Here is a 24,254-nt window from a genome sequence, read left to right as displayed (position 1 = left end):
TCAAGCCATCTCCTCACCGAGGGGTTGTGGATTGGGGTTGATGTCCTTGGGGTTCGGCCTGCCGGGTTGCGACAGGAAGAGAGCGACGAAGCCGGCGAACAGGGATATGGACCCGGCCAGGGTGAACGCCCCGGTGTGGCCCCAGTGGCTCACCACCACGGCGCCCATGCCGGAGCCGAGCAGGCCGGAGACCAGCTTCGAGCTGTAGACCAGGCCGTAGTTGGAGGCGTTGTTGTTCTCTCCGAAGTAGTCCGCCGTCATCGCCGCGAACATCGGGAAGATGGCGCCGCCGCCGAAGCCGGAGATGCTGGAGAAGATCAGGAACAGCGGCAGGTTCTTGATCTCGGCGGACCAGAGGATGCCGTACTGCGCGAGACCGAGGACGACGCAGACGAAGATCAGGCAGCGCTTGCGTCCGTAGCGGTCCGAGAGCCAGCCGATGACGCCGCGTCCGGTGCCGTTGACGATGGCCTTCAGGGACATGGCCGTGGCGACGATTCCGCCCGCGAAACCGGCGTCCTCCCCGATGTCCACCTGGAACGCGATGCCGAAGATGTTCACACCCGAGGTGCACAGCAGACAGAACCACATCAGCCCGACCCGGCCGGTCTGCCAGGCCTCCCTGGGGGTGTACTGCCGCACGGCGGGCGGGTTCATCGCCAGGGCGCGCCGGGCCCGTGGGTCGTCCGGCGGGCGCAGCGGGTCCACGTCGGCGGGCCACCAGTTCTTCGGCGGGTCCTGGAAGAAGTAGCCGGCCACGGCGACCGTCGCCGCCAGGAAGAGGCCCACGGACACCAGCACCCAACGGAAGTTGGACAGGTCCATGAAGCCCGTGAAGATGAAGACGAACGGCACCGAACCGTAGGCGAAGCCGCCGTTGACGAAGCCGGTCTTGCCGCCCTTGCGTTCCGGATACCACTTGCCGACCATGTTCACGCAGGTCGCGTACACCATCCCGGCGCCCATGCCGCTGAACATGCCGAACCCGATGTAGGCGACGACCACATGCGGTGCCAAGGCAAGCGATAGATATCCCAAGAGGGTGCCGCACGCGCCGAGCAGCATCGCCCAGCGGGCCGGGAGCTTCCCGCTCTCGCGGAGCTTGCCCGCGGGGAAGGCCACGGCCGCCTGGAAGAAGACCCAGACGCCCAGCATCCAGAAGATGTGCAGGCTGCTCCAGCTGTGCGCGGTGTGCAGCGTGTCCTCGGCGGACGCGAACGCGTACTCGGCCGAGCTGATGCCCATCATGCCCACCCACGGCAGGATGACCATCCACTTGCGCTTGCGGCCCATGATGTCGATGTCGGTCTCGCCGACCCGGTACATCCTGCCGTTGGCGTCCGTCACCTCCCGGTAGGCGACGGGCCTTGATATGTCGGTTGTCGTCATGTCACTCAGCACCCCTTGCGTCGAAAAGTTCCTGGCCAGCGCCCCCTGTCCAATCCCTTTCGTGCGCGTACGGGCCCCGGGCCGGCCGACGGGCACCGTCGGCCGCCCCGTGCGCCGGTCATGTCATCCATCGCCCCCAAGCAGTCCTGCGGCGCGCGCCCAGCGGTACTTCGCGCCGAGCACGGCGACCGGCTTCTCCGTGGTGTAGGGGTAGGCCACGACTCCCCGCTCGAAGAGGTACTGGCAGGCCTCCTCCACCTCGACGTCGCCCGCGAGCGACGCGACGACCGGCTTGTCGACGCCCCGCTCCCGGAACTCGGCGATCACGCGGGCCGTTAGTTCGGCAAAGACCATGGGAGGGGTGACGATGGTGTGCCAGTAGCCCAGTACGAGCGCGTGGATGCGCGGATCCTCCAGGCCGAGCCGGATCGTCGCCTCGTACGTCGAGGGGGGTTCGCCGCCGGTGATGTCGACGGGGTTGCCCGCCGCGCCGAACGGCGGGATGAACGCGCGGAAGGCCGTGTCCAGGTCGGGCGGGATGTCCATCAGCGTCAGGCCGTTGTCGGTCACCGCGTCGGAGAGCAGCACGCCGGAGCCGCCCGCCCCGGTGATGATGACTACGTTGTCACCCTTCGGCGCGGGCAGGACCGGCAGCGCCCGCGCGTACTCCAGCATCTCGTTCAGCCCAGGGGCCCTGATGACGCCGGCCTGCCGCAGGATGTCGTCGTAGACGGCGTCGTCGCCCGCGAGCGCGCCCGTGTGCGATCCGGCGGCCTTGGCCCCCGCGGCGGTCCGGCCCGCCTTGAGGACCACGACGGGCTTCTTCGGCACGGTCGCCCGCGCGGCCTCCACGAACGCCCGGCCGTCCTTGAGGTCCTCCAAGTGCATGGCGATGCACTCGGTGCGGGGATCCTCGCCGAACCACGTCAGCAGGTCGTCCTCGTCGAGGTCCGCCTTGTTGCCCAGCCCGACGATCGCCGAGACACCCGTCTTCGTGGCGCGCGCGAAGCCCAGGATCGCCATCCCGATGCCGCCGGACTGCGAGGTGAGCGCCACCCCGCCCTTCACGTCGTACGGCGTGCAGAACGTGGCGCACAGGTCCTGCCACGTCGAGTAGTAGCCGTAGATGTTCGGCCCGAGCAGCCGCACCCCGTGCCGCTCGCCGATCGCCACGATCTCGTCCTGGAGGGCCTGTTCACCGGTCTCGGCGAACCCCGAGGGGATGAGGACCGCGTTCGGGACGCCCTTGCGCCCGACCTCCTCCAGAGCGGACGCGACGAACTTGGCGGGGATCGCGAAGACCGCCACATCCACCTCACCAGGGATGTCCGTGACACTCTTGTACGCCTTGCGGCCCAGAATGTCATCGGCCTTGGGGTTCACCGGGTGGATCTCCCCGGCGAAGCCGCCGTCGATGAGGTTGCGCATCACCGAATTGCCGATCTTGCCCGGCTCGTTGGAGGCGCCGATGACGGCGACGGAGCGGGGCTGCATGAGGCGCCGCATCGAAGCGAGCATCTGCGCGCGCGTGTACGTGCGCCGCTCCTTGGGGGCATCGGCGGCGAGGATGACGCGGATGTCCGCGGCGAGCGCGCCCTGGGGCGTCGCGATGACCGGGTTGAGGTCGACCTCCGCGATCTCGGGGAAGTCGGTGACCAGCTCCGACACCCGGCGTATCTGCTCGGCCAGCGCCCAGCGGTCCACGCCCGGGGCGCCCCGTACTCCGCGCAGGACTTCGGCCGCCCGGATCGAGTCGAGCATCGAGCGGGCCTCGTCTGCGTCGACGGGCGCGAGGCGGAACGTGACGTCCTTGAGGACCTCCACCAGGACACCGCCCAGACCGAACGCGACGACCTTCCCGAACGTCGGATCGGTGACCGCCCCGACGATCACCTCCTGGGCGCCGGGACCCGACGGCAGCAGCTCCTGCACCTGCACGCCGTCGACGCGCGCGGCGGGCGCGTAGGCACGCGCGTTGGCGATGATCCGGTGGAAGGCCTCCCGTACGTCCGCGGCGCCCTCCACGCCCACGACCACGCCGCCCGCGTCGGTCTTGTGCAGGATGTCCGGCGACACGATCTTCATGACGACGGGCCCGCCGAAGCGCGCTGCGCACGCCACCGCCTCGTCGACGTCCCGCGCCAGCTCCTCCCCGGGCACGGCGATCCCGTACGCGTCCGCGAGGACCTTGCCCTCCGGCGCCGTGAGCGACGTACGCCCCGTGGCGCGCACGGATTCCAGGAGCGCGCGCGCCCGCTCCGTGCGGTCTTCGGCCGGCAATCAGATCACTCCGTTCGACTTGAGCAGGCGCAGCTCCTCGTCACCGAGGCCGAGCTCGCCGATGAACACCTCTTCGTTGTGCTCGCCGAGCAGCGGCGAACTGACCACGTCCACGGGGGAGTCGGAGAGCTTCAGGGGCGAGCCGACGGTGGTGAAGGCGCCCCGCTCGGGGTGCGCGACCTCGACGACCATCTCGTTGGCGACCAGCGAGGCGTCCTCGATGATCTCCCTGGTCGACAGGATCGGGCCGCACGGGATGTTGTGGGCGTTGAGGCGCTCCAGGACCTCCCACTTGGGCAGCGTCGAGGACCACTCCTCGATCAGCTGGAACATCTTGGTGAGCTGCGGCAGCCGCGCCTCGGGGGTGGCCCACTCGGGGTCGTCGGCGAGTTCGGGGCGCCCGATGAGCTCCGTGATGGGCTTCCAGCCGACGGGCTGCACGATGACGTACACGTAGTCGTTGGGCCCACCCGGGGCGCACTTGACGGCCCAGCCGGGCTGGCCGCCGCCGGAGGCGTTCCCGGAGCGGGGCACCTCGTCCCCGAAGTCGTCGTTCGGGTACTCGGCGAGGGGCCCGTGCGCGAGCCGCTGCTGGTCGCGCAGCTTGACGCGGCACAGGTTGAGGACGGCGTGCTGCATGGCGACGTTCACGCGCTGTCCGCGCCCGGTGTTCTCCCTCTGGAAGAGGGCGGCGAGAATGCCCGCGACGGCGTGGATGCCGGTCCCGGAGTCGCCGATCTGCGCACCGGTGGCGAGCGGCGGGCCGTCCTCGAAGCCGGTGGTCGACATGGAGCCGCCCATGGCCTGGGCGACGACTTCGTAGGCCTTGAAGTTGGTGTAGGGGCCGTCTCCGAAGCCCTTGATGGAGGCGTAGACGACGCGCGGGTTGATCTCCTGGATGCGCTCCCAGGTGAAGCCCATGCGGTCGACGGCGCCCGGGCCGAAGTTCTCGACCATCACGTCCGAGCGGCGGATCAGCTCCGTGAGGAGTTCCTTGCCGCGCTCGGTCTTGGTGTTGAGGGTGATGCTCCGCTTGTTGCAGTTGAGCATCGTGAAGTAGAGCGAGTCCACGTCCGGCAGGTCGCGCAGTTGCTTGCGCGTGATGTCGCCGGTCGGTGCCTCCAGCTTGACCACGTCCGCGCCGAGCCAGGCGAGCAGCTGGGTGGCGGAGGGGCCGGACTGGACGTGCGTCATGTCCAGGACGCGGATTCCTTCGAGAGCCTTGGTCACGTCCGTGTCACCTCACTTGTACATCGTCTGGTTCATGGTTCCGGGGGCGTACGCGTCCGGGTCGACCCACACGTTGATCAGGGAGGGCTTGCCGGACTCGCGGGCGCGGCGCAGCGCGGGGCCGATGTCGGCGGGGTCGCGCACCTCTTCGCCGTGACCGCCCAGCATCTGGGCGAACTTGTCGTAGTGGACGTCTCCGAGGGTGTTGCCGACCCGCTCGCGTTCCGTTCCGTACTTGGCCTTCTGGCCGTAACGGATCTGGTTCATGGAGGAGTTGTTGCCGACGATGCCGACAAAGGGCAGGTTGTAGCGCACGAGCGTCTCGAAGTCCCACCCGGTGAGGCTGAAGGCGCCGTCTCCGAAGAGGGCGACCACCTCCTTGTCGGGCCGCGCCTGCTTGGCGGCGAGCACGAAGGGGATGCCGACGCCGAGCGTGCCCAGCGGGCCGGGGTCCATCCAGTGCCCGGGGGCCTTGGGCTGAACGACCTGCCCGGAGAAGGTGACGATGTCGCCGCCGTCCCCGATGTAGATCGAGTCCTCGGTGAGGAAGTCGTTGATCTCGCTCACCAGCCGGTACGGATGGATGGGCGAGGCGTCGGACCTGAGGCTCGGCAGCCGCTTGTCGAGGGCCGTCTGCTCGGCGGCCCGCAGCTCGTCGAGCCACTCCTTGCGCCGGGACGCGCCCCCGTTGACGCGCCCGGACGCCGCCTCGGTCACCGCCTTCAGGACGAGCCCCGCGTCGCCCACGATGCCGAGGTCGATGTCGCGGTTCTTGCCCACGGTGCGGTAGTCGAGGTCGATCTGGACGACCGTCGCCTCCGCGGAGAGCCGCTTGCCGTACCCCATGCGGAAGTCGAAGGGCGTGCCGACGATGACGATGAGGTCGGCGTTGGAGAAGGCGTAGCGGCGCGACAGCTGGAAGTGGTGCGGGTCTCCGGGGGGCAGGGTGCCGCGTCCGGCCCCGTTCATGTACGCGGGCACGTTGAGGGCGCGGACCAGTTCGGTGGCCGCCGCGGTCCCTCGCGTCGTCCACACCTGGCTGCCGAGGAGGATGGCGGGCTTCTCGGCGTGGACGAGGAGGTCGGCGAGCTTCTCGATCGCCTCGGGGTCGCCGGCCGAGCGGGTCGAGGCGCGGTAGTGGCCCGCGCGCGGGACCCGCGCCTTGTCGACGGGGACCTTGGCGTCGAGCACGTCGCGGGGGATCTCCAGGAAGGAGGGTCCCGGAGCGCCGTGGTAGCACTCGCGAAACGCCATGGACACCATGTCGGCCGCGCGTGCGGTGTCCGGCACGGTCGCGGCGAACTTGGTGATGGGCGTCATCATGTCGACGTGCGGCAGGTCCTGCAGTGAGCCCATCTTGTGCTGCGTGTGGGCTCCTTGGCCGCCGATCAGCAGCATCGGTGACTCCGCGCGGAAGGCGTTCGCGACGCCCGTGACGGCGTCGGTGGTGCCGGGGCCGGCCGTCACCACGGCGCAGCCGGGCTTGCCGGTGATCCGCGCGTAGCCGTCGGCTGCGTGCGCGGCGACCTGCTCATGGCGTACGTCGACGACGTCGATCCCCTCGTCGACGCAGCCGTCGTAGATGTCGATGATGTGTCCGCCGCAGAGGGTGTAGATGACCTCCACGCCCTCCGCCTTGAGTGCTTTGGCGACCAGATGCCCTCCGGAGATGAGGGTGTTGTTGTCGCTGCTGTCGTCGGGCATGGCGAAGTCCTGTCCCTTCGTAGGGGAGTTGGAGTGCGCTCGTCCGCGCTCGGAGCGCCCTCACAGTACATTGCATACAGTCGACGAATACTGTATGAAGCTTGTTATCCCGCATCCGGTGGGCGGTGTCCAGGGGGCGTGCGGACTTTCCAGACAGGAGCCGGAAATGGACCTGTACGAACACCAGGCAAGGGAACTCTTCGAGGAATACGGCATCTTGGTGCCGCGCGCCGAAGTCGCCGACTCGGCCAAACGGGCACGCGCGAGTGCCGAGCGCCTCGGCGGCAGCGTCGTCGTGAAGGCGCAGGTCAAGACCGGAGGCAGGGGCAAGGCGGGCGGTGTGAGGTTCGCCCGCGACCCGGCCGCCGCGGAGCTGACCGCCCGACAGATCCTGGGCATGGACATCAAGGGCCACACGGTCCGCAAGGTGATGCTGGCCCAACCCGTCGACATCGACAGCGAGTTCTACGTCTCGTACGTACTCGACCGCTCCCAGGGCCGCTTCCTCGCGATCACCTCCGCCGAGGGCGGCATGGACATCGAGGAGGTGGCCGCCACCCGGCCCGACGCCGTGCTCCGGACGGCGATCGACCCCTTCGAAGGCGTGTCCCGCGAGAAGGCCGCCCAGATCGCCGCCGCGGCCGGGCTGCCCGACGCCGCCGCCGACACCCTGACCGCCCTGTGGAACGTGCTGATCAGGGAAGACGCGCTGCTCGTCGAGGTGAACCCGCTCGTGCGCACCGCGCAGGGGCAGATCCTCGCACTTGACGGAAAAGTGACCCTCGATGACAACGCGCGCTTCCGGCAGACCCGTTGGGGCGCGCAGGGCCCGGCGCACGACCAGGAGGCCGACGAACTGGAGGCGGCCGCGGCCGCCAAGGGACTCAACTACGTGAAGCTCGACGGCGAGGTCGGCGTCATCGGCAACGGCGCGGGCCTCGTCATGTCCACCCTCGACGTCGTCGCGGGCTGCGGTGCGAGGCCCGCCAACTTCCTGGACATCGGAGGCGGCGCCTCCGCGCAGACCATGGCCGACGGCCTCTCGGTCATCCTCTCCGACCCGTCCGTCACCGCCGTGTTCGTGAACGTCTTCGGCGGCATCACCGCCTGCGACGCGGTCGCCGACGGCATCGTGCGGGCCCTGGAGTCCCTACGCCTGACCAAGCCCCTCGTCGTCCGGCTCGACGGCAACAACGCCGCGCGAGGGCGCGCCGTCCTCGACGAACGCGGCCACCCGCTGGTCGAGCAGGCCACCACCATGGACGGCGCCGCGCGCCGCGCCGCCGAACTCGCCCACGCAGCCTGAGGAGCCGGCCATGGCCATCTATCTGACCAAAGAGAGCAAGGTCCTCGTCCAGGGCATGACCGGGGGCGAGGGCATGAAGCACACCCGGCGCATGCTCGCGGCCGGCACGGACGTCGTCGGCGGCGTCAACCCGCGCAAGGCGGGCCGCAGCGTCGACTTCGACGACCGCGCGGTGCCCGTGTTCGGCTCCGTGCGCGAGGGCATCGACGCCACCGGCGCGGACGTCACCGTCGTGTTCGTGCCGCCCGCCTTCAGCAAGGCCGCGGTCATGGAGGCGGCGGACGCCGGGATCGGCCTCGCCGTCGTCATCACCGAGGGCATCCCCGTGCACGACTCCGTCGTCCTCCACGCGTACGCCCAGCGGCACGGCACCCGCGTCATCGGCCCCAACTGCCCCGGCCTGATCTCCCCGGGCCAGAGCAACGCGGGCATCATCCCCGCCGACATCACCAAGCCGGGCCGCGTCGGCCTGGTCTCCAAGTCCGGGACCCTCACCTACCAGCTCATGTACGAACTGCGCGACACCGGCTTCTCCACCTGCGTGGGCATCGGCGGCGACCCCGTCGTCGGCACCACCCACATCGACTGCCTCGCCGCCTTCGAGACCGACCCCGACACCGAACTCATCGTCCTCATCGGGGAGATCGGCGGCGACGCGGAAGAACGCGCGGCGGCCTACATCAAGGAGTCCGTGAGCAAGCCCGTCGTCGCCTACATCGCCGGGTTCACCGCACCCGAGGGCCGGACCATGGGGCACGCGGGCGCCATCGTCTCCGGCAGTTCCGGCACCGCGCGCGCGAAGAAGTCCGCACTGGAGGCCGTCGGCGTCCAGGTCGGCAACACCCCCACACAGACCGCTCAGTTGGTGCTCGACACCCTCGCGGGGACTTCGCGCTGACACCCGACCCGGTCGGAAGTGACCTCACTCATAGGTGACCGGCCGCGCCTCCACTAGCGTCCCCGAGCGACGTACGAAGACCGCGACCACCGTCGTCCCGTACGCGCAGCCATGCAACCCCGCCCCGACTGTGCACCGTGAGCGGAGAGAACCGAATGGCACCCACCCTCGACAACCCCTCCGTCCCCGACGACCCCCACACCCCTCCCGTCCCTCCTCTCCTTCGTGTCCCTCGTGTCCTGAAGGCCGGAACGGCCTGGAACCAGGCCTGGGAGCGCTGCCTCACCGTCGCCCCCGAAGCCTTCCGGGACGACCGCGTGCTCAACCTGTGGCACGGCGGCTGGCGCCCCGACGGCCGCCCCCTGCCCGCCACCAGCCCCGTCGACGCGAGCCCCATAGCGGGCCCGCCCCGACTCGACGCCGACGCCGCCCGCCGGGCCGTACGCGCCGCGCTCGACCAGCACCGGACCTGGCGCCACGTCCCGCTGCCCGAGCGCCGCGCCCGCGTCGCCGCCACCCTCGACAGCCTCACCGAACACCGGGAACTCCTGGCCCTGTTGCTCGTCTGGGAGATCGGCAAGCCCTGGCGGCTCGCGCAAGCCGACGTGGACCGGGCCATCGACGGCGTCCGCTGGTACGTCGACGGCATCGAGCCGATGGTCGAGGGCAGGTCCCCGCTGGAGGGGCCCGTCTCGAACATCGCGAGCTGGAACTATCCGATGAGCGTGCTCGTTCACGCAATGCTGGTACAGGCACTGGCAGGAAACGCGGTCATCGCCAAGACCCCGACCGACGGCGGCGTCTCCTGTCTCACCCTGGCCTGCGCGCTCGCCGCCCGCGAAGGGATTCCCGTCACCCTCGTCAGCGGCAGCGGCGGTGAGCTGTCCGAAGCGCTCGTGCGCGCCCCCGAGATCGGCTGTGTCTCCTTCGTCGGCGGCCGGGACACGGGCGCCGCCGTCGCCACGGCCGTGGCCGACCTCGGCAAACGACACATCCTCGAACAGGAGGGACTGAACACCTGGGGCATCTGGAACTACAGCGACTGGGACGCGCTCGGCGCGGTGATCCCCAAGCTCTTCGACTACGGCAAGCAGCGCTGCACGGCCTACCCCCGCTTCGTCGTCCAGCGCGAGCTGTTCGACTCCTTCCTCGCCGCGTACCTGCCCGCCGTACGGACCGTGCGCGTCGGCCACCCGCTCGCCGTCGCCGGACCCGAGGACCCGTTCCCGCAACTCGACTTCGGCCCGCTGATCAACGCGGCCAAGGCCAAGGAACTGACCGACCAGGTCGCGGAAGCCGTCAACCGCGGCGCCGTGCCGCTGTACCGCGGAGCCCCCGACGCGGACCACTTCCTGCCCGGCCAGGACACTTCCGCGTACGTCCAGCCGGTCACGCTGCTCGCGCCGCCACCGTCGTCCCCGCTGCACCACGCGGAGCCGTTCGGTCCGGTCGACACGATCGTGCTCGTCGACACCGAGGCGGAGCTGCTCGCCGCCATGAACGCCTCCAACGGCGCGTTGGTCGCCACCCTGTCCACCGACGACCCGGAGACGTTCGACCGGCTGGCGCCGCAGATCCGGGCGTTCAAGACCGGCCGGGGCAAACCCCGCTCACGCGGGGACCGCGACGAGCTGTTCGGCGGCTTCGGCGCGTCCTGGCGCGGCGCGTTCGTCGGCGGAGAACTGCTGGTGCGGGCCGTCACCCAGGGCGCGGCGGGGGAGCGGGCGCCGGGGAACTTCCCCAGCTATCACCTGATGGCCTGAGCCCGGGGGTGGGGGTACGGGGGCGTGGCGCCCGTACCCCCACCACATGGGTTCGGCTGCCGCCCAGGCGGTGGCTACCCGATGCCCTGCCGGTCCGGCAGCAGCGCGAAGTCGCGGTCCGCGGCCTCCGGCACCAGTCGCTCCACCGCCTGCTCCAGGAGCGCCCGGTGCCGGACGAGCGGCGCCCTGCGGCCTTCGGGAGCGAGCAGGAGCAGGTCGTCGATCCCGGCCAGCATGCGCCGGGTGACCTGGGGATGCCCGGCCGCGCAGCCGCGGATCTCGGTGAGCCCGAGGTCCACCAGGTCCTGCCAGTCGGGCACCGGCTGCACGAGCCGCACCGCACCGCCCCGGTCCCGATGGCGCAGCGCGCCCAGCGGATAGCGGGCGACCGACGCCAGGAACTGCACGATGCGGTCCAGGGCCTGCACGGCCGTCGTGGGGTCGTTCACCGCCGGGGACAGCGCCCGCAGCGCGATGTCGGACAGCTGCCGGAGCCCGAAGCCGAGGTCCTGGTGGAAGGTCCGCTCCACCCCGACCGACACCGCGTAACGCAGCGCGCGACGACCGGGCGGCGGACCGCCGTACACCGCGAACACCGGAGTGCCCGGCACCATGAAGTCCCCGATGCGCGGCAGCAGCCGCAACACGACCCCCTGGCGCCGCGCGGCCCGCACCACCCGCGCGATGTGCACGTCCCGCAGCACCCCGGCCCGGCCGTCATGGGTGATCCGGGCCGTCTCGGGGCCGAGGCTCTCGTCGTCGAGTTCCCCCTCGGTCGGATGCCTCACGGCCACCCGGAACGCCTCGCGCGCGATCCGGTCGATCACGAAGCCGATGCGCATCATGCGCAGCGTGCCGTTCACGTACGCGATGAACAGGAGCAGGCTCAGCAGCACCATGAGGACCGCGAGCAGGCCCTCGACCAGCGGCACGTTCGTCAGCAGGCGCGGGTCCTGCTCGCTGTCGAAGGACGCCAGCGTCATCAGGGAGAACAGGAACGTCGCGAGGAAGACCGTCAGCGTCATCTTCGTGATCCGGGAGCGGACGTAGAGCCGCACCACCCGCGGACTGAACTGCCCGCTGGCCATCTGCACAGCCACCAGCGAGATGCTGAAGACGACACCGATGAAGGTCATCATCGCCGAGCTGATGGTGCTGACGACCGCCTTGGCGTCCTCGGCGAGCTGGTTCAGGTCCTTGAGGGTGTCGTACTCCTCGTCGTCCTGCAGGAGCCGCACCAGCTCCGCGTCCACCTCCGCGGCCGCCCACCACAGCAGCAGGGAGCCGATGAGCCCCACCGTGGGCGCGAACCACATCGTGTCCCGCAGATGCTCGCGCAGCGGCGAGAGGACCCGGGGCCGCCGGGCCCGCCCCTCACCCGCGGAATCCGTGATCAAACCGTCACTCATAGTGAAACCTTAGGTGCGCACGCGCACCGTGCCGCGCGACGCGCGGCCACCCGGCGTAGGTCACGGATACGCAGGTGAAAGGCACTCCGAAACCTTGGTATTGTTGTCTTCGTCGCCGAGGGAAACACCCCGGAGCGACAGACACCTAGTCCGGGTGGCGGAATGGCAGACGCGCTAGCTTGAGGTGCTAGTGCCCTTTATCGGGCGTGGGGGTTCAAGTCCCCCCTCGGACACAGAACACATCCCCTGCGGGTTCTCCCGCAGGGGATGTGCGCGTTCCCGGGTCCGCCCGACCTCAGAACTTCACCGGCAGGCTGGTGAGGTGCATGCCCTCACCCGGGACCGGTGCGTACTGCAGGTCCTTGCGGTCCACCGCGAGCCGCAGGCCCTCGTGCTTGAGCAGCAGCTGGTTGAGGACGATCTCCGTCTCCAGCTTCGCGAGCGCCGCGCCGATGCAGTAGTGCGGACCGTGGCCGAGGGCGATGTGGCCCACGCCGGCGCCGAGCTTGCGGGAGATGTCGAGCTTGGTGGGCTCGGTGTACTCCGCGGGGTCGTGGTTGGCGCCGAGGAGCGAGGCGTTGACGACCTCGCCCTGCTTGATCGGGCAGCCCTTGAACTCCAGGTCCTCGGTCGCGTACAGCGGCGCGCCCATGGGCACGGCGCTGGCGAAGCGCAGCAGCTCGGGGACGGCCGTGGTGGCGAGCAGCTCCGGCTGCGCGCGCAGCTTGGCGAGCTCCTCAGGGTGGTCGAACAGCGCGAGCACGGCCTCGCTCAGGAAGTGCGCGGGCGGCGCGATACCCGTGTTGATCAGGAGCAGGAAGACCGCGATGATCTCGGTCTCGGTGAGCTTGTCCTCGCCCTCGTCCTGCAGCAGGCCGGACACCAGGTCCTCGCCGGGCTCGGCGCGGCGCTTCTCGATCAGCGCCTTGCAGTACTCGACGATGCCCTGGATGGCGGGGATGAAGTGCTCCGGGTCACCGGAGGCGTAGCCCTGGATGAAGCCCTGGACGGTCGGCTGGTCGGCCGCCTCCACGCCCATCAGCTCACAGATCGCCGTGGCGGCGATGGCGTACCCCAGCTCGCTGACGAGATCGGCCTCGCCCTTGGCCTTGAGTCCCTCGTAAAGGGCCTCGGTGACCTGCTCCAGCTGCGGGCGCAGCGCGTTGACGCGGCGGGCCGTGAAGGAGCGGACGAGCAGGTTGCGGACCCGTGCGTGCTCGTCGCCGTCGGACAGCACGAGAATGCCCAGGTACTGCGCGTACTCGGCGGGCAGGCCGTAGGCCGCGATCATCTGGTCCGCGATGCTGGGGCCCTCCTGGCCGGCCAGCTTGGTGGCGTCACGCACGAAACGCGGGTCGGTCAGGGCGTCCTTGGCGTCCTCGTAACCCGTGACCAGCCAGACCGGGGTCTCCAGGCCGGGCAGGGAGACATGGACGAGCGGGCCCTTCTCGCGGAGATCCGCGTATTTCGTCGGGTCGCTAATGGTTTCGGGCGCCAGGCTGACGAGTTGCTCCGACACGATGAATCTATCTCCTTAGGTCTGCGGAAAACCCCGCACTATCGGGTGCGGTCGCGTCCGGGCCGGGACGGCGGGGTTTTGGCGCGAGGGTGCAGACGAGCATGCGGTTGATTTCAACCGGGCAGCTGCGAGATCACGGCCGAGAGCATGTGTGAACGGCGTCTTGTTCGCCGTCGACTCCCGCTCGGGGTGATCAACGCAGAACCAGAACATAGCAGCGCGGAGATGGATATCCAGGGGCCGCTTCCGGTTCCTCGGGCCCGTTAACTGCAGCGCGGTGGGGGCTGGTTGGCCGGAGGGCCAAGGTGAGGACGCGGTGCCGAGTGGGGAGGTTGCCTCCCTGCGAGGGCCAGGCCGCACAAGGGGGAAAGGGTGGGTGACGTCGCAATCTGAAGGGGGCAATGCCCTATTTCGAGGACCGCGCCGCGTGGTCCGTCGGATGCGTGGCTTACGGTGACACCGGCGGAATTTCTAACGCGTTCCTAATGTCCACTCGATTTACAGCCCTATTGACCTTGTGCGTTAAGGGTCCGTAAAGAGTTGTCCGGTCGCCGGGACGCCCTCCAATAAGGCCCGCATTGCTCTTGACGGAATCTTATCGCCGGAGTTCGGCGGGAATGTTTGAGGCCCGCTCCGGGCGAGATCGGCGGGGTGTGCGAATTTACGCAGAACCTGCCGCGAGGGCCGTATTGTCAGGCGCTGCCCACGAGCATCTCGGCGACCGCGATGCCCGAGGCCCGGGTCGCGCCGTGGGTGATCATGTGGACGGCGCCGAGCGTGGCGCCCGTCGGTACGCCCATCTCCACGACCAGCGCGTCCGGGCGGGTGCGCAGCAGCCGGGCCAGGGTGTCCGACATCCACCGGTGGCGGGCCGCGTCGCGCACGACGACGACCAGGGCGCGCCCGTCGGCGGGGGCCAGGGCCGCGCGGTCCAGGACCTCGTCCGTGCCGTCGTGGCCGTCGAGCTCGGACTGGGTCAGACGTACGGACGTGGTGTCGGGGCGCAGGTCGCGCAGCGGGTCGGCGACGCCCCAGGGGGTGCCGCCGTCGACGGCCGGGTTCATCACCGGCGACAGCTCCACGACATGCGACGCCCCGGAGATCGGAAGAAGGAACTCCGACGCGTCGGCGCGGCGGTGCACCCGCACCGCGCGGCGCGCCGCGACGAGGCCGATGTCCGAGCGGTCGCCCGCCCGGGCCACCGCCCGCGACCGCTCGCCCGACCAGGCGGCGAACTCCCGTACCCGCCCGCTCGCCTCCGTGAGCCGCTCCTCGGGCAGCCGCCCGTCGAGCACGGCCTTGACGAGCGCCCCGGCGAGCAGCTCGACCGTGGACTGCTCGGCGCTGTCGCCGCCCACGCACACCGCGTCCACACCGCCCGCGAGAGCCCGGACCGTCGCCCCGTCGATGCCGTACCGGTCGGTGACCGCGCCCATCTCGATGCCGTCGGTGACCACCATGCCGTCGAAGCCGAGTTCGCCGCGCAGCAGATCGTTCAGGATGCGGGTGCTGAGCGTCGCGGGCAGCCCGGGGTCGTAGGCGGGCACCACCAGGTGGGCCGTCATGACGGCCCGCACGCCCGCCTCCGTCGCGGCGATGAAGGGCGGCAGGGCCGTGCGGGCGATCTCCGCGGCGGTGCCCCGGACCTGCGGCAGGCCGAAGTGCGGGTCGACGGAGGTGTCGCCGTGGCCCGGGAAGTGCTTGGCGCACGCGGCGACACCGGCCGCCTGCAGACCGCGGATCCAGGCGGCGGTGTGACGGGAGACCACGTCGGTGCGGGCACCGAAGGAACGGACGCCGATGACGGGGTTGAGGGGGTTGGAGTTCACGTCGGCGCTCGGTGCGTAGTTCAACGAGACACCCGCCGCGTGGAGTTCCCGGCCGATGTCGCGGGCGACGCTCTCGGTGAGGTCGACGTCGTCGACGGCGCCGAGCGCGAGGTTGCCCGGGCGCGAGGCACCCGTCCAGGCCTCCATGCGCGTGACGTCGCCCGCCTCCTCGTCGATGGCCACGATCAGATCGGGGTTCTCGGCGCGCAACGACGTGGTGAGCGCGGCGACCTGCTCGGGCTCGACGATGTTCCGGCCGAACAGCACCACGGCGCCGAGCCCGTCGGCGATCCGGCGGCGCAGCCAGTCCGGGGCCTCGGTGGTGCCCACGAACCCCGGCTGAAGAACGGAGTTGGCGAGCTGCTCCAGCTTCGGGTGACTGCTCGAAACCATGCCGGGACCTCCGGTGGGCGGATGGCTGACCGGGCGGCGGCCGGCCGGTGGACGAGAGCGCGCCGATGGCGATGGTCGGGTCGCCGGGCGGCTTGGTACAGGCCAATCGGATGTTGGCTCAGGCCAATTGGAGCTGTCAAGGAGTGCGAACCCGCAGGAAACGGAAGGTGAACCGGCAGATGGGAGAGGCGATTCGAGGGTGCGGAGCACGGTGGGCCGGATGAGGTTCGGGCGTGGACCGATCAAGCCGGGCCGCCCCGCCGGTCACGTGAGGCCACCTTGTAGGACGCCGGTTCACGCGATGGAATTCCCGAGAGCGGAACGGCCACCCGAACTGCCGTTCCCGCGACGGCGGCACGGCCCGGCAGGGCCACGGGCGAAGGAGGCACACCGTGCGGCGGTACGAACTCGTCGGCAGGCGGGACATCAGGCTGGTCACCGACGCCCCGGTGCCCGAGCCCGGCCCCGGCCAGGTCCTGGTGCGGGTGCGATCGTGCAGCGTCTGCAACCGCAGCGACCTCGCGTACTACCACTACTACGGCCTCAGAGAGCACTGCGCGACCGGCTGTTACGGCCATGAGATCGCCGGAGTCGTCGAGGCGACCGGCCCCGGCGTCACACGCGTCACGACCGGGCAGCGCGTCTTCGTCCGCACACCGCTGACCAGCGGGTACGCCGAGTACGCCCTGGCGCGCGAGATAGCCGTCGGCGCGCTCCCCGACGACATCCCCTTCGAACAGGGCTCCATCCTCCAGCTCCTGCCGCTGGCCGTGCACGCCACGCGCGGCATCGGGCTCGGTGACCGGGTCGCCATCCTCGGCCAGGGGCCCGTCGGCCAGATGGCGCTGCGCATGGCCGTCCGGCGCGGCGCGGCCCACGTCGCCGTCGCCGACCTAGACGACTGGCGCCTGGAGCGGTCCCGGCACGCGGGCGCCGACGCGGTGCACCGGGTCGACGGCAGCTCCGCGCAACTCGCCGCCATCGGGGAGGGCTTCGCCGCGCGAGGGGAGGAGTTCGACGTCGCCATCGACGCCGTCGGCACCCCCACCACCCTCAACGCCTGCGTCGGCCTCGTGCGCCAGAACGGCCTGGTCGTCATGCTCGGCACGCACCACGTGGACACGCACGTCACCGTCGACCTCGTGACCTGGGAGCGCAAGGGCCTGCGCGTGCACAGCTCCGCCGAACCCGTGGACACCGCGCGCGCCGAAGCCCTCGCCGTCGCCGAACGCCTCCTGCGCCACGGCCACGACACGCTGCGCCTGCCCGACCTGCACACCCATACGTACGCCCTCGACGAACTCCCCAAGGCCATGGAGCAACTGTCCGCCAGCAGGTCCCTCTACCCGGACGCGGAGCGCGCCCCCTTCGACGGGCCGCCGCCCGAGACGCTGAAGGTGGCGATCGTGCCGTGAACCGCGGACGGGGGCAGGCCCGGTGAGATGGGGGATCGCCGGGTACGGCGACGTGGTGGAGCGGCGGGTGCTGCCCGCGCTCCGGGCGCTCGGGGAGGAACCGGTGTGCCTCTGGGGCCGCGACGGCGAGCGGGCCGCACGCGTCGCCGCCCGCCACGGGGTGCCGGTCGGCGGTGGCGACGCCAAGATGTTGATTCGGGATGTGGACGCTGTGTACGTGGCCACTCCTGTCGTCCACCATGTACCGCTGGCCGGGAGGGTGTTGCGTGCCGGTCTGCCCGTACTCGTGGAGAAGCCCTTGGCCGGAGGGCTGTGGCCGGGCGTCAGGATCGGCGGCCGTGGTGGCGCTGGCAGTGGCAACGGGCTGCCGTGCGCAGGAGTTGCGTACTACCGAAGACTCGCCCCCGCCGTGCGCCGTCTGCGCGAGGAACTGCACGGGTGGACGCCGGAACGGGTGGAGGTGCGGTTCCGGTGCGCGTTCGACCCCGGGCCCGGCCATCCGATGCGGTGGCGGACCGACCCGGCCCTGTCCGGCGGCGGGGTGCTCGCCGACGCCGGGAGCCACCGGCTCGACCTGCTCCACCTCTTGTTCGGGCGCCCCGAAGAGGTACGGGCCCACTTCGACCACTGGTTCCCGGAGGGCGCCGAGCGACTTGCCGAGGTGGAGCTGCGGTGGGCCTCGGGGACGCGGGCACGGGTGCGCGCCGAGTGGAGCGTGGAGTCGCCCGAGGACCGCTTCGAGGTGAGCGGGGCCGGACGGACACTCACCCTCGACCCGCTGGACTCGGGCCGCCTGCGCCGCCAGGGCGCCGAGGGGTACCGGGAGACGACCTTGCCGCCCGCCCCGAACCCCCACCAGCCGCTCATCGCCGACTTCGTGGCCGCCGTCGAGGCCGGGCGGCCACCGGCGTGCCCCTTCGCCCAGGCACGCATGGTCGACGAGGTCCTCCTGGCCGCGGAACGCTCCGACGCGGCGGGAGGCGGCCCCGTCCGGCTGCCGCTCCCCGCAGGCGGCAGGCGCGCGGGCCGAACAGGGGCTCAGGCGCCGTCGTCCGCCGACCAGGCCCGCAGCCACCGCGGGTCCGGCGTGTCCGACTGACGGACGAAACGCGTGTCGATGGACAGCCGCATCGCGTCCGTCGTCGCGTCCAGCGAGGCGTGGATGATGTGCGGCAGGTGCACCATGACGTCACCCGCCGCGAAGTCCGTCCACAGCCAGCGGCGGCCCAGGCTGCGCGCGGTGAACTCCAGGTCGTGGCAGATCTGACGGCGGTCGCCCGGCCGGTCCGTGGTGTCCCGCAGCGACTCGTACTCCTCGGGCCGCAGGGCGTGCGAACCCTCCAGATACACCAGGGCCCCCGACTGCGGCGGGCAGTCACCGACCGGGATCCAGGTCGTGACGACCTGCGGTGAACCCTCGTCCATGTAGTCGAAGTCGACATGGGCGCGAGAGGCCCGGCGCACACCGCGGTGGAAGTGGCGCAGGATGCGGCGCGGCAGCATCCGGGCGTCGCCGTCGAGCAGATCGGCCGCCAGCTTGCGCAGTCGGGGATCGTCGAGGAACCGGTCGAAGGTCTCCGAGCGGACGAACGCGTGCGCGGGATGCCCCGCCACGCCGTGCTCGGGGAGCCCCTCGGGGACCCGCCCGGAGAACACGCCCTCGCGCGCGCTGGTGCCCGGCGCGAGATAGCCCGCGGGCAGCTGGGAGAAGTACCTGGCGCGCAGCCGCAGCACCTGCTCACGGTCGAGGAAGTCCGGCAGGTACAGATATCCGTCCGCGTGCAGCCGCGCCCGCAGAGCGGCGGGGTCCGGCATCCGATCCGTGTCGGTGGCGCGCAGCGGGCCGAACAACTCGGGGGAGAAGGGTATGGGTACGCCGTTCGACGAGAGATTCACGAGGAGTCCTTACGTCAGGGGGTCGCCGTCAGGTCGTCAAGTCGTCAGGTCGCCAGTGCGCGGTCGGTCGTCACGGCCGAGAGGAGGGCGACTGGATCATCAACAGATGGGGGAGCGCCGGTCAGTAGACACCCTCGACCGCCTCCCCGGGGCCCGGCGGACCGTCGTGGAACGCCTGCACCGCCGCCACTCCCTCCCAGGGGAACCACGGATGCGGACCCGTCCTGATCGCACTGTCCCGTTCGAGGAGGTTCGGCAGGAACAGGTCCTCCAGGAGCGTGGTGACCCGCACCCGCCCGCGCTCGCCCACGGACACCTCGCGCCAGGGGTCGGCGGGATCGACGACCTGGAGGACCGCGAAGGGCGGCGGCAGGTGGTACGAGTGCCCGGTGCCGCCCGGCAGCGCGGGCGCGCCCGGCACCGCGTCGGCCTGCAGGGCGTGGCCCGCCAGCGTGTTGCCGTACGTGTCGATCCACTGCACGCCGTCCAGGTGCTCCTGGCGCAGGAACGCGGCCTCCGCCGCGCTGCACGTCGTGCCACCGGTGCACACCGCGCGGATGCCGTAGGTGTGCAGCGGACGCGGCAGCCGCATGGCCAGTTCGAGGAGCAGCCGGGAGGTGGTGAACAGCAGCGCGGGCCGCTCGGTGGCCAGCAACGTCAGGGTCTGCTCCACCAGGTGCGACGTGTAGGAGTCCGCCTCGCCGCCCGCGCGCAGCGACGCCTTCACCCAGCGCGGGTCGAAGTCGATGGCGTACACGGCGCCCCGCCAGCTGTCCGCGAGGCCCTCCACGAAGTGCCCGTACGCGTGCGGGCCGCTCGGCGTCATCGCGAGGATGTCGCCGCCCGCGACACCGCGCGCCTCCAGGACGGTCCGGTAGACCTCCACGTCGTACGCGAGGCGCGTGACGTTCACGATCCGGCAGGGCGCGCCGGTGGTGCCGCCCGTCTCGAAGACCCGGAACGGCCGGTCCCGATACCCGCGCGGACGCAGGTCCAGGGCGCTCGCCGCGCGCAGCTCGCCCTTGTCGAAGAGCCCGAACAGCTCCAGCGCCGCGAAGCCGTCGACGTCCGTGAGCGGGTCGAAGCCGAGCCGGTCCCGCCGTCCGACCCAGAACGGGGAGCCCGTGTCGGGGTGGAAGTGCCAGCGCATCATGCGCCGCGTCCACACATCGAGGTCCACGGCCAGCTCGGGCACGCGTTCGCGCAACGTGTCGTACAGGGTGTCGAAGGTGACCTGCGAGGCGTGTTCTCGGCTGGCCGCGGTCGTCATGGGGCTCCTCCTGGTGTCGCCGGCGGTCGGTACACGAACAGGGCTTCGTCGGCGAGGGCACGCGCGGCTTCGGCGGTGGTGCCGAGCACGGCGGCGAAGGGGAAGGGGACCTCGTGGCCGATGAGGGGGTGGGACGGCGCGTCGGGATCGATATGGAGCAGGGCCAGTTGGGGGCGTACGTAGACGTCGACGCCGGTACCCGTGCCGACGCCGGTGCTCGTGACCACCGTCGGCTCGCGGGTGAGCAGGCGGTCGTCGGGGCGCAGGCGGTCGCGTACGGACGCGGCGGCGCGGTCCGCCTCGCCGGGGTCGCGGAAGGCGGTCAGTGGCCAGCGGGGATCGGCCGGGTCGGGGGCGGGGCCCGGGTGGAGGGCGTCGAGCGCGGCCGCGAGGGCCTTGGCCAGGGGCTCCGGATCGTGATCCACGCACACGACCGTGCGGACGTTGCTGCAGAACCGGCCCGAATCCGCGGCGATCAACGGCAGCAGCCAGGCCACCGTCTCGTCAACAGAGCCCTCAACAGGTCCGTCAACATGCCCGTCAACAGGATCAATAGAGTCAACGGAGTCAACGGGAGCCAGAGGATCATGGGGATCAAGGGAGTCGGCGGATCCGGCAGGACTGGTGGCACCGGCGGCACCGGCCGCCGTCCCGGGTGACACGAGTGCGCAGCCCCGGCCGGGCCCGTGCAGCGTCAGCGCCGGGGAGTCCCGCACCGACGCGGCGAGCCCCGCACCGCCGTACACGATGTGCCGGTCGGTGAGTTTCAGGAGGCCGTGCAGGGTGTGCTGCTCGGTGGGGTACAGGCCGAGGCGCCGCGGTGGCCAGCCGACGGCGAGGAGCGCCGCGAGCAGCCGGGCCGCGGACAGCGGCTCGCGGCGGCTCGGGCGCACCCACACGCACGCGGACCGCTCGGCCTGCTCCAGGACGGAGTCCAGGCAGGAGAAGGTGTTGCCGGGCAGCGCCACCAGGGCGAGCGCGTCGTCCGGCGCGACGGCCTCGCGGCGCGCGGCCCCCTCGTACAGCATCGCCCCCCACCGCTCGACCAGCGGCCCCGGCAGCCCCGCGCTCTCCCACAGGGCCGCCCGGAAGGCGTCCGCGCTCTGCGGACCGATGCCCCCGACGGTGACCGTGCCGTGCCGGAACAACTCCAGTGCGGACAGGACGAGTTCGCGGCGGCCCGACAGTGCGGGCAGGTCCGCGCGGACGCCGTCCCACCAGCGCCGGTCGGAGTGGGCGACGATGTGCGGGACGAGGGCGAGGCGGGCGCGCGTCGCACCGGGCAGCGGGGCCGTGTCGAGGGACGGCTGCCAGTCGCCCCTGCGGTACGCGGAGAGGACCGGAGCCTCGTCGTCCGGCCCCGTCACGACAACTCGCCGCGCAAGGCCTCGACCACCCGGAACTGCTCGGCCCGGGTGAGCGTTGGATAGAGCGGAAGCGCGATGTGGTGGCGGGCGAACCAACGGGCCTGCTCGAAGGGGCCGTCGGCCGCCGCGCCGGGAGCCCCGACCGCTGCCCCGGAGGCTTCCACCACCGAGCCCGATTCCGCTGCCACCGCCCCTGAGTCAGTCACAGCCGCCTCCGAGTCGGTCACACCCGCTGCCGGGTCGGCCACCGCCGCACCTGATGCCCCGGCACCCGTCCCCGAGCCGGCCGACACTGTCCCCGATTCCCGCGCCTCCTTCGCCGCCGCGAAATACGGCTGGTCGCACAGCAGATGGTCGTACACCTCGCCCGCGAGCGACACGCCGTGCCGTTCGCGCAGTCGCTTCTTCAGGAGCGCCCGGTCCACGGGCGCGTCCAAGTAGGCGAGGTACTTGTAGTAGTTGCTGTGCGCCGCCGCGGGCACGGTGTGGGCGCGGACGCCCGGCACGTCTGCCAGCAACTCGTCGTAGCCGAAGGCGAGATCGCGGCGCGCCGCCAGCGTGTCGTCGAAGCGCTCCAGGTCGACCGTGCCGACGGCGGCGTGCAGTTCGCTCAGGCGCCAGTTGCCGCCGGGCCGATCGTGCAGCGTGGAGCCCTGCGCGCTCTTGCCGTGGTCGCGCCAACGCCGCACCTGCTCGGCGTCCTCGGCGTTCGCGCAGGTCACCAGGCCGCCCTCACCGCTGATCGCGACCTTCGTGGGGAAGAACGAGAACGCCCCGAACCGGCCGAAGGCACCCGCGTACCGGCCGCTGAGCGTCGCGCCCAGCGCGTGCGCGGCGTCCTCCACGACAGCCACACCCCGCCGCTCGCACAGCGTGAGAACGTCGTCGAGGGCCGGAGAGACGATGCCGCCGATGTGCACCGGCAGCACGGCCGCCGTGTCCGGATGGCGGTCGAGCGCGGCACGCAGCGCGTCCGGATCGAGGCCGAGGCCGTCCAGCTCGATGTCGACGAACCGCACCCGCGCGCCCGCGCGCACCGCGGCAGCCGCCGTCGCGAAGAACGTGTTGACCGGCACGAGCACGGTGTGCCCTGCCACACCGACGATGCGCAGGGCGATCTCCAGGGCGGCCGCGCCGGACGCGACGGCGACCCCCTCGCGGCCCGTCCAGGAGCGGCACAGCTCCTCGAACCGGGCCGAGCCGGGGCCCTGCGTGAGGTGGCCGGAGGCGAGCGCGGTGTCCACCCGGTCCAGGACCGCGCGCCGCTCGGCCACACCGAAGTGGACGCGCTGCGCGGGGATGTCGCCGGGGGCGGCGGTCGGCCCGGACAGGGTGCGTGTGAAGAAGTCGACCGCGTGCCGTACGTGGGTGCCGTGGCCCATGGGCAGCTCGTGGACGTCGAGGCGGTCCTCGGCGTCCGCCGCCGTGTAGCCGCGCCGGACGGTGCCCGCGGCGGCGCGGGCGTCGGCCGGTTCCAGATAGGAGTCGGCGGTGCCGTACTGGAGGTGCAGCGGGGCCGGGGCCAGCGCGGCGTAGAGGTCGCCGAGGTCGGCGTACTCCAGGATGCCCGGCAGGGCGGCGCCCTCGTACCCGGTCAACAGGCGTTCGTACAGCGCCGGATAGCTGCCGAGGTGGCTGGCCGCGCACACCGGCAGCGGGCGCGGCGTGAGCAGCGCGCTGTGCAGGGCGACCGCCGCGCCCAGGCTGTGCCCGAACAGGCCGACGCGGTCGGCGTCCACCAGCGGGTGCGCGGCGAGGACGTCCAGGGCGCCCAGGGTGTCGCCGACGAGCGCGCCGAGCAGGGAGTGGCCGGTGAGCGCGAAGGCGTGCGCGAGGAGCGCGCCCTCCTCGCGGCCCGCTCGGCGCTCCTCGTCGAGGCCGCCGATGCCGTGCTCGAAGGTCAGCGTGACGAAACCGGCGCGTGCCAGGTGCTCGGCGATGTTGCGGTCGGGGAAGTCCGGTGGGTGCTCGCCGGTGAGGTGTTCCAGGCGGGCGTTCTTGCCGCCGAACACCAGGACGGCGGGGCCGGGGGAGGCCTCGGTGCGGTCCGCCGGGGCCAGCAGGGTCGCCTGGAAGGCGCCCCGTACGGGCGAGTTGAGGGTCAGGTGTTCGCGGCGCAGGCCGGTCTCGGCGGAGGTGGCCGTGATGTCGACGGCCGTGATGTCGAGCGGGGCGTGCTCGACGCGGGCGAGGCGGTCCACCACCGCTCGGACTCTGCGGGACCAGGTCGTGTGGGTGGCGGGGTCGGAGATGGTGGGGGCGAAGCGCAGCGTCGGTTCGGCTCTCAGCAGCCGGCGCACGTGGGTGGTCTGCATGCGGGGGCTAACGCTCCTGTGGGTGCGGGGTGGGTGCGGTATCGGGGTGGGTGCGGTATCGGGGCGGGGTGGTGGGGGTGGGGGCCCTCGCGGGGCGCCCCAGGCCCGCCCCTTCCCGTAACCAGGGGGCTGCTGCCCCCTGGGCCCCCGCTGATCGCCGCTTCGCGGCTCGTCCTCAAAAACCGGCCCGGCGGGCCTGGGCGGGCGGGGGGGGGGGGGGCGGGGATCGCGGGCCGGGTGGGCGGTAGGGTGGGCGGGGGCGCGCGGCTAG

Annotated in this window: 16 protein-coding genes and 1 tRNA gene; 6 read left to right on the top strand and 11 right to left on the bottom strand. The window is 71.5% G+C overall.

Features of this window, described 5'->3' with window-relative positions:
* The 4 genes from ACFVHO_RS21710 to ACFVHO_RS21695 form a co-directional block, all read right to left on the bottom strand.
* Positions 1-1,389: an OFA family MFS transporter gene (locus ACFVHO_RS21710; protein ID WP_385716900.1), complete on the bottom strand. Its 1,389-nt coding sequence runs from the start codon at positions 1,387-1,389 to the stop codon at positions 1-3.
* A 123-nt stretch (positions 1,390-1,512) separates the two neighbouring features.
* Positions 1,513-3,669: an acetate--CoA ligase family protein gene (locus tag ACFVHO_RS21705; protein WP_385716897.1), complete on the bottom strand. Its 2,157-nt coding sequence runs from the start codon at positions 3,667-3,669 to the stop codon at positions 1,513-1,515.
* Positions 3,670-4,899 (bottom strand): formyl-CoA transferase, encoded by a 1,230-nt coding sequence (frc, locus tag ACFVHO_RS21700; RefSeq protein ID WP_385716895.1) that lies wholly within the window; start codon positions 4,897-4,899, stop codon positions 3,670-3,672. It lies immediately after the preceding gene.
* A gap of 12 nt (positions 4,900-4,911) precedes the next feature.
* A complete protein-coding gene (locus ACFVHO_RS21695) occupies positions 4,912-6,603 on the bottom strand; it encodes a thiamine pyrophosphate-binding protein (RefSeq protein WP_385716892.1) in 1,692 nt (563 codons plus the stop codon).
* A 166-nt stretch (positions 6,604-6,769) separates the two neighbouring features.
* On the opposite strand from ACFVHO_RS21695, the gene sucC reads away from it, so the two are divergent.
* The 3 genes from sucC to ACFVHO_RS21680 all read left to right on the top strand — a co-directional run bounded on the left by sucC (position 6,770) and on the right by ACFVHO_RS21680 (position 10,570).
* Positions 6,770-7,909, top strand: coding sequence for an ADP-forming succinate--CoA ligase subunit beta (gene sucC / locus ACFVHO_RS21690; RefSeq protein ID WP_385716890.1), 1,140 nt, complete (start codon positions 6,770-6,772; stop codon positions 7,907-7,909).
* A gap of 10 nt (positions 7,910-7,919) precedes the next feature.
* Positions 7,920-8,807 (top strand): succinate--CoA ligase subunit alpha, encoded by an 888-nt coding sequence (gene sucD, locus ACFVHO_RS21685; RefSeq protein WP_385716887.1) that lies wholly within the window; start codon positions 7,920-7,922, stop codon positions 8,805-8,807.
* Between the two features lie 155 nt (positions 8,808-8,962).
* Positions 8,963-10,570: an aldehyde dehydrogenase family protein gene (locus ACFVHO_RS21680; RefSeq protein ID WP_385716884.1), complete on the top strand. Its 1,608-nt coding sequence runs from the start codon at positions 8,963-8,965 to the stop codon at positions 10,568-10,570.
* 74 nt (positions 10,571-10,644) lie between these two features.
* On the opposite strand, the gene ACFVHO_RS21675 is transcribed toward ACFVHO_RS21680, so the two are convergent.
* On the bottom strand, positions 10,645-11,979 hold the full coding sequence (locus tag ACFVHO_RS21675) for a DUF2254 domain-containing protein (RefSeq protein WP_385716881.1): 1,335 nt from the start codon (positions 11,977-11,979) through the stop codon (positions 10,645-10,647).
* A gap of 148 nt (positions 11,980-12,127) precedes the next feature.
* Between ACFVHO_RS21675 and ACFVHO_RS21670 the strand changes: the two genes are divergently transcribed.
* A tRNA-Leu gene (locus ACFVHO_RS21670) sits at positions 12,128-12,212 on the top strand.
* Between the two features lie 62 nt (positions 12,213-12,274).
* Here the strand turns inward: ACFVHO_RS21670 and ACFVHO_RS21665 are convergent.
* Together ACFVHO_RS21665 and ACFVHO_RS21660 are read right to left on the bottom strand one after the other, a co-directional pair.
* Positions 12,275-13,498, bottom strand: coding sequence for a cytochrome P450 (locus ACFVHO_RS21665; protein WP_385716878.1), 1,224 nt, complete (start codon positions 13,496-13,498; stop codon positions 12,275-12,277).
* A 692-nt stretch (positions 13,499-14,190) separates the two neighbouring features.
* On the bottom strand, positions 14,191-15,720 hold the full coding sequence (locus tag ACFVHO_RS21660; RefSeq protein WP_385716875.1) for a glycoside hydrolase family 3 protein: 1,530 nt from the start codon (positions 15,718-15,720) through the stop codon (positions 14,191-14,193).
* Positions 15,721-16,112: 392 nt separating this feature from the next.
* On the opposite strand from ACFVHO_RS21660, the gene ACFVHO_RS21655 reads away from it, so the two are divergent.
* Together ACFVHO_RS21655 and ACFVHO_RS21650 are read left to right on the top strand one after the other, a co-directional pair.
* Positions 16,113-17,135 carry a zinc-binding dehydrogenase gene (locus ACFVHO_RS21655; protein WP_385716872.1) on the top strand — a complete coding sequence of 341 codons (1,023 nt, stop codon included), beginning with the start codon at positions 16,113-16,115 and terminating at the stop codon, positions 17,133-17,135.
* 22 nt (positions 17,136-17,157) lie between these two features.
* Complete coding sequence (locus ACFVHO_RS21650; protein WP_385716870.1) at positions 17,158-18,234, top strand: Gfo/Idh/MocA family protein; 1,077 nt, start codon at positions 17,158-17,160, stop codon at positions 18,232-18,234.
* On the opposite strand, the gene ACFVHO_RS21645 is transcribed toward ACFVHO_RS21650, so the two are convergent.
* The 4 genes from ACFVHO_RS21645 to ACFVHO_RS21630 all read right to left on the bottom strand — a co-directional run bounded on the left by ACFVHO_RS21645 (position 18,174) and on the right by ACFVHO_RS21630 (position 23,983).
* The gene (locus ACFVHO_RS21645; protein WP_385716867.1) at positions 18,174-19,031 is read right to left on the bottom strand and encodes a phytanoyl-CoA dioxygenase family protein; all 858 of its coding nucleotides are present in this window, start codon (positions 19,029-19,031) and stop codon (positions 18,174-18,176) included. The two genes, ACFVHO_RS21650 and ACFVHO_RS21645, sit on opposite strands and share 61 nt — an antisense overlap.
* 121 nt (positions 19,032-19,152) lie before the next feature.
* Positions 19,153-20,301, bottom strand: coding sequence for a hypothetical protein (locus ACFVHO_RS21640; RefSeq protein ID WP_385716865.1), 1,149 nt, complete (start codon positions 20,299-20,301; stop codon positions 19,153-19,155).
* Positions 20,298-21,668, bottom strand: coding sequence for a hypothetical protein (locus tag ACFVHO_RS21635; RefSeq protein ID WP_385716863.1), 1,371 nt, complete (start codon positions 21,666-21,668; stop codon positions 20,298-20,300). Before ACFVHO_RS21635 ends, ACFVHO_RS21640 begins: the two co-directional genes overlap by 4 nt.
* Positions 21,665-23,983, bottom strand: a complete 2,319-nt coding sequence (locus ACFVHO_RS21630; RefSeq protein WP_385716860.1) for a DegT/DnrJ/EryC1/StrS family aminotransferase — start codon at positions 23,981-23,983, stop codon at positions 21,665-21,667. The genes ACFVHO_RS21635 and ACFVHO_RS21630 overlap by 4 nt, the downstream gene beginning before the upstream one ends.
* Positions 23,984-24,254 lie beyond the last annotated feature (271 nt).

The sequence above is a fragment of the Streptomyces sp. NPDC127108 genome (assembly GCF_042677545.1).
In the GTDB taxonomy this organism is placed as follows: Bacteria; Actinomycetota; Actinomycetes; order Streptomycetales; family Streptomycetaceae; genus Streptomyces.
Note: the sequence above shows the minus strand (reverse complement) of the source record. Positions and strands in the feature narration are given on the sequence as shown.

Excerpts from the sequence above, each read along its gene's own strand:
- ACFVHO_RS21710 (WP_385716900.1), bottom strand. The coding sequence starts at position 1,389 with ATGACGACAACCGACATATCAAGGCCCGTCGCCTACCGGGAGGTGACG.
- ACFVHO_RS21695 (WP_385716892.1), bottom strand. The coding sequence starts at position 6,603 with ATGCCCGACGACAGCAGCGACAACAACACCCTCATCTCCGGAGGGCAT.
- sucC (WP_385716890.1), top strand. The coding sequence starts at position 6,770 with ATGGACCTGTACGAACACCAGGCAAGGGAACTCTTCGAGGAATACGGC.
- sucD (WP_385716887.1), top strand. The coding sequence starts at position 7,920 with ATGGCCATCTATCTGACCAAAGAGAGCAAGGTCCTCGTCCAGGGCATG.
- ACFVHO_RS21680 (WP_385716884.1), top strand. The coding sequence starts at position 8,963 with ATGGCACCCACCCTCGACAACCCCTCCGTCCCCGACGACCCCCACACC.
- ACFVHO_RS21675 (WP_385716881.1), bottom strand. The coding sequence starts at position 11,979 with ATGAGTGACGGTTTGATCACGGATTCCGCGGGTGAGGGGCGGGCCCGG.
- ACFVHO_RS21660 (WP_385716875.1), bottom strand. The coding sequence starts at position 15,720 with ATGGTTTCGAGCAGTCACCCGAAGCTGGAGCAGCTCGCCAACTCCGTT.
- ACFVHO_RS21640 (WP_385716865.1), bottom strand. The coding sequence starts at position 20,301 with ATGACGACCGCGGCCAGCCGAGAACACGCCTCGCAGGTCACCTTCGAC.
- ACFVHO_RS21630 (WP_385716860.1), bottom strand. The coding sequence starts at position 23,983 with ATGCAGACCACCCACGTGCGCCGGCTGCTGAGAGCCGAACCGACGCTG.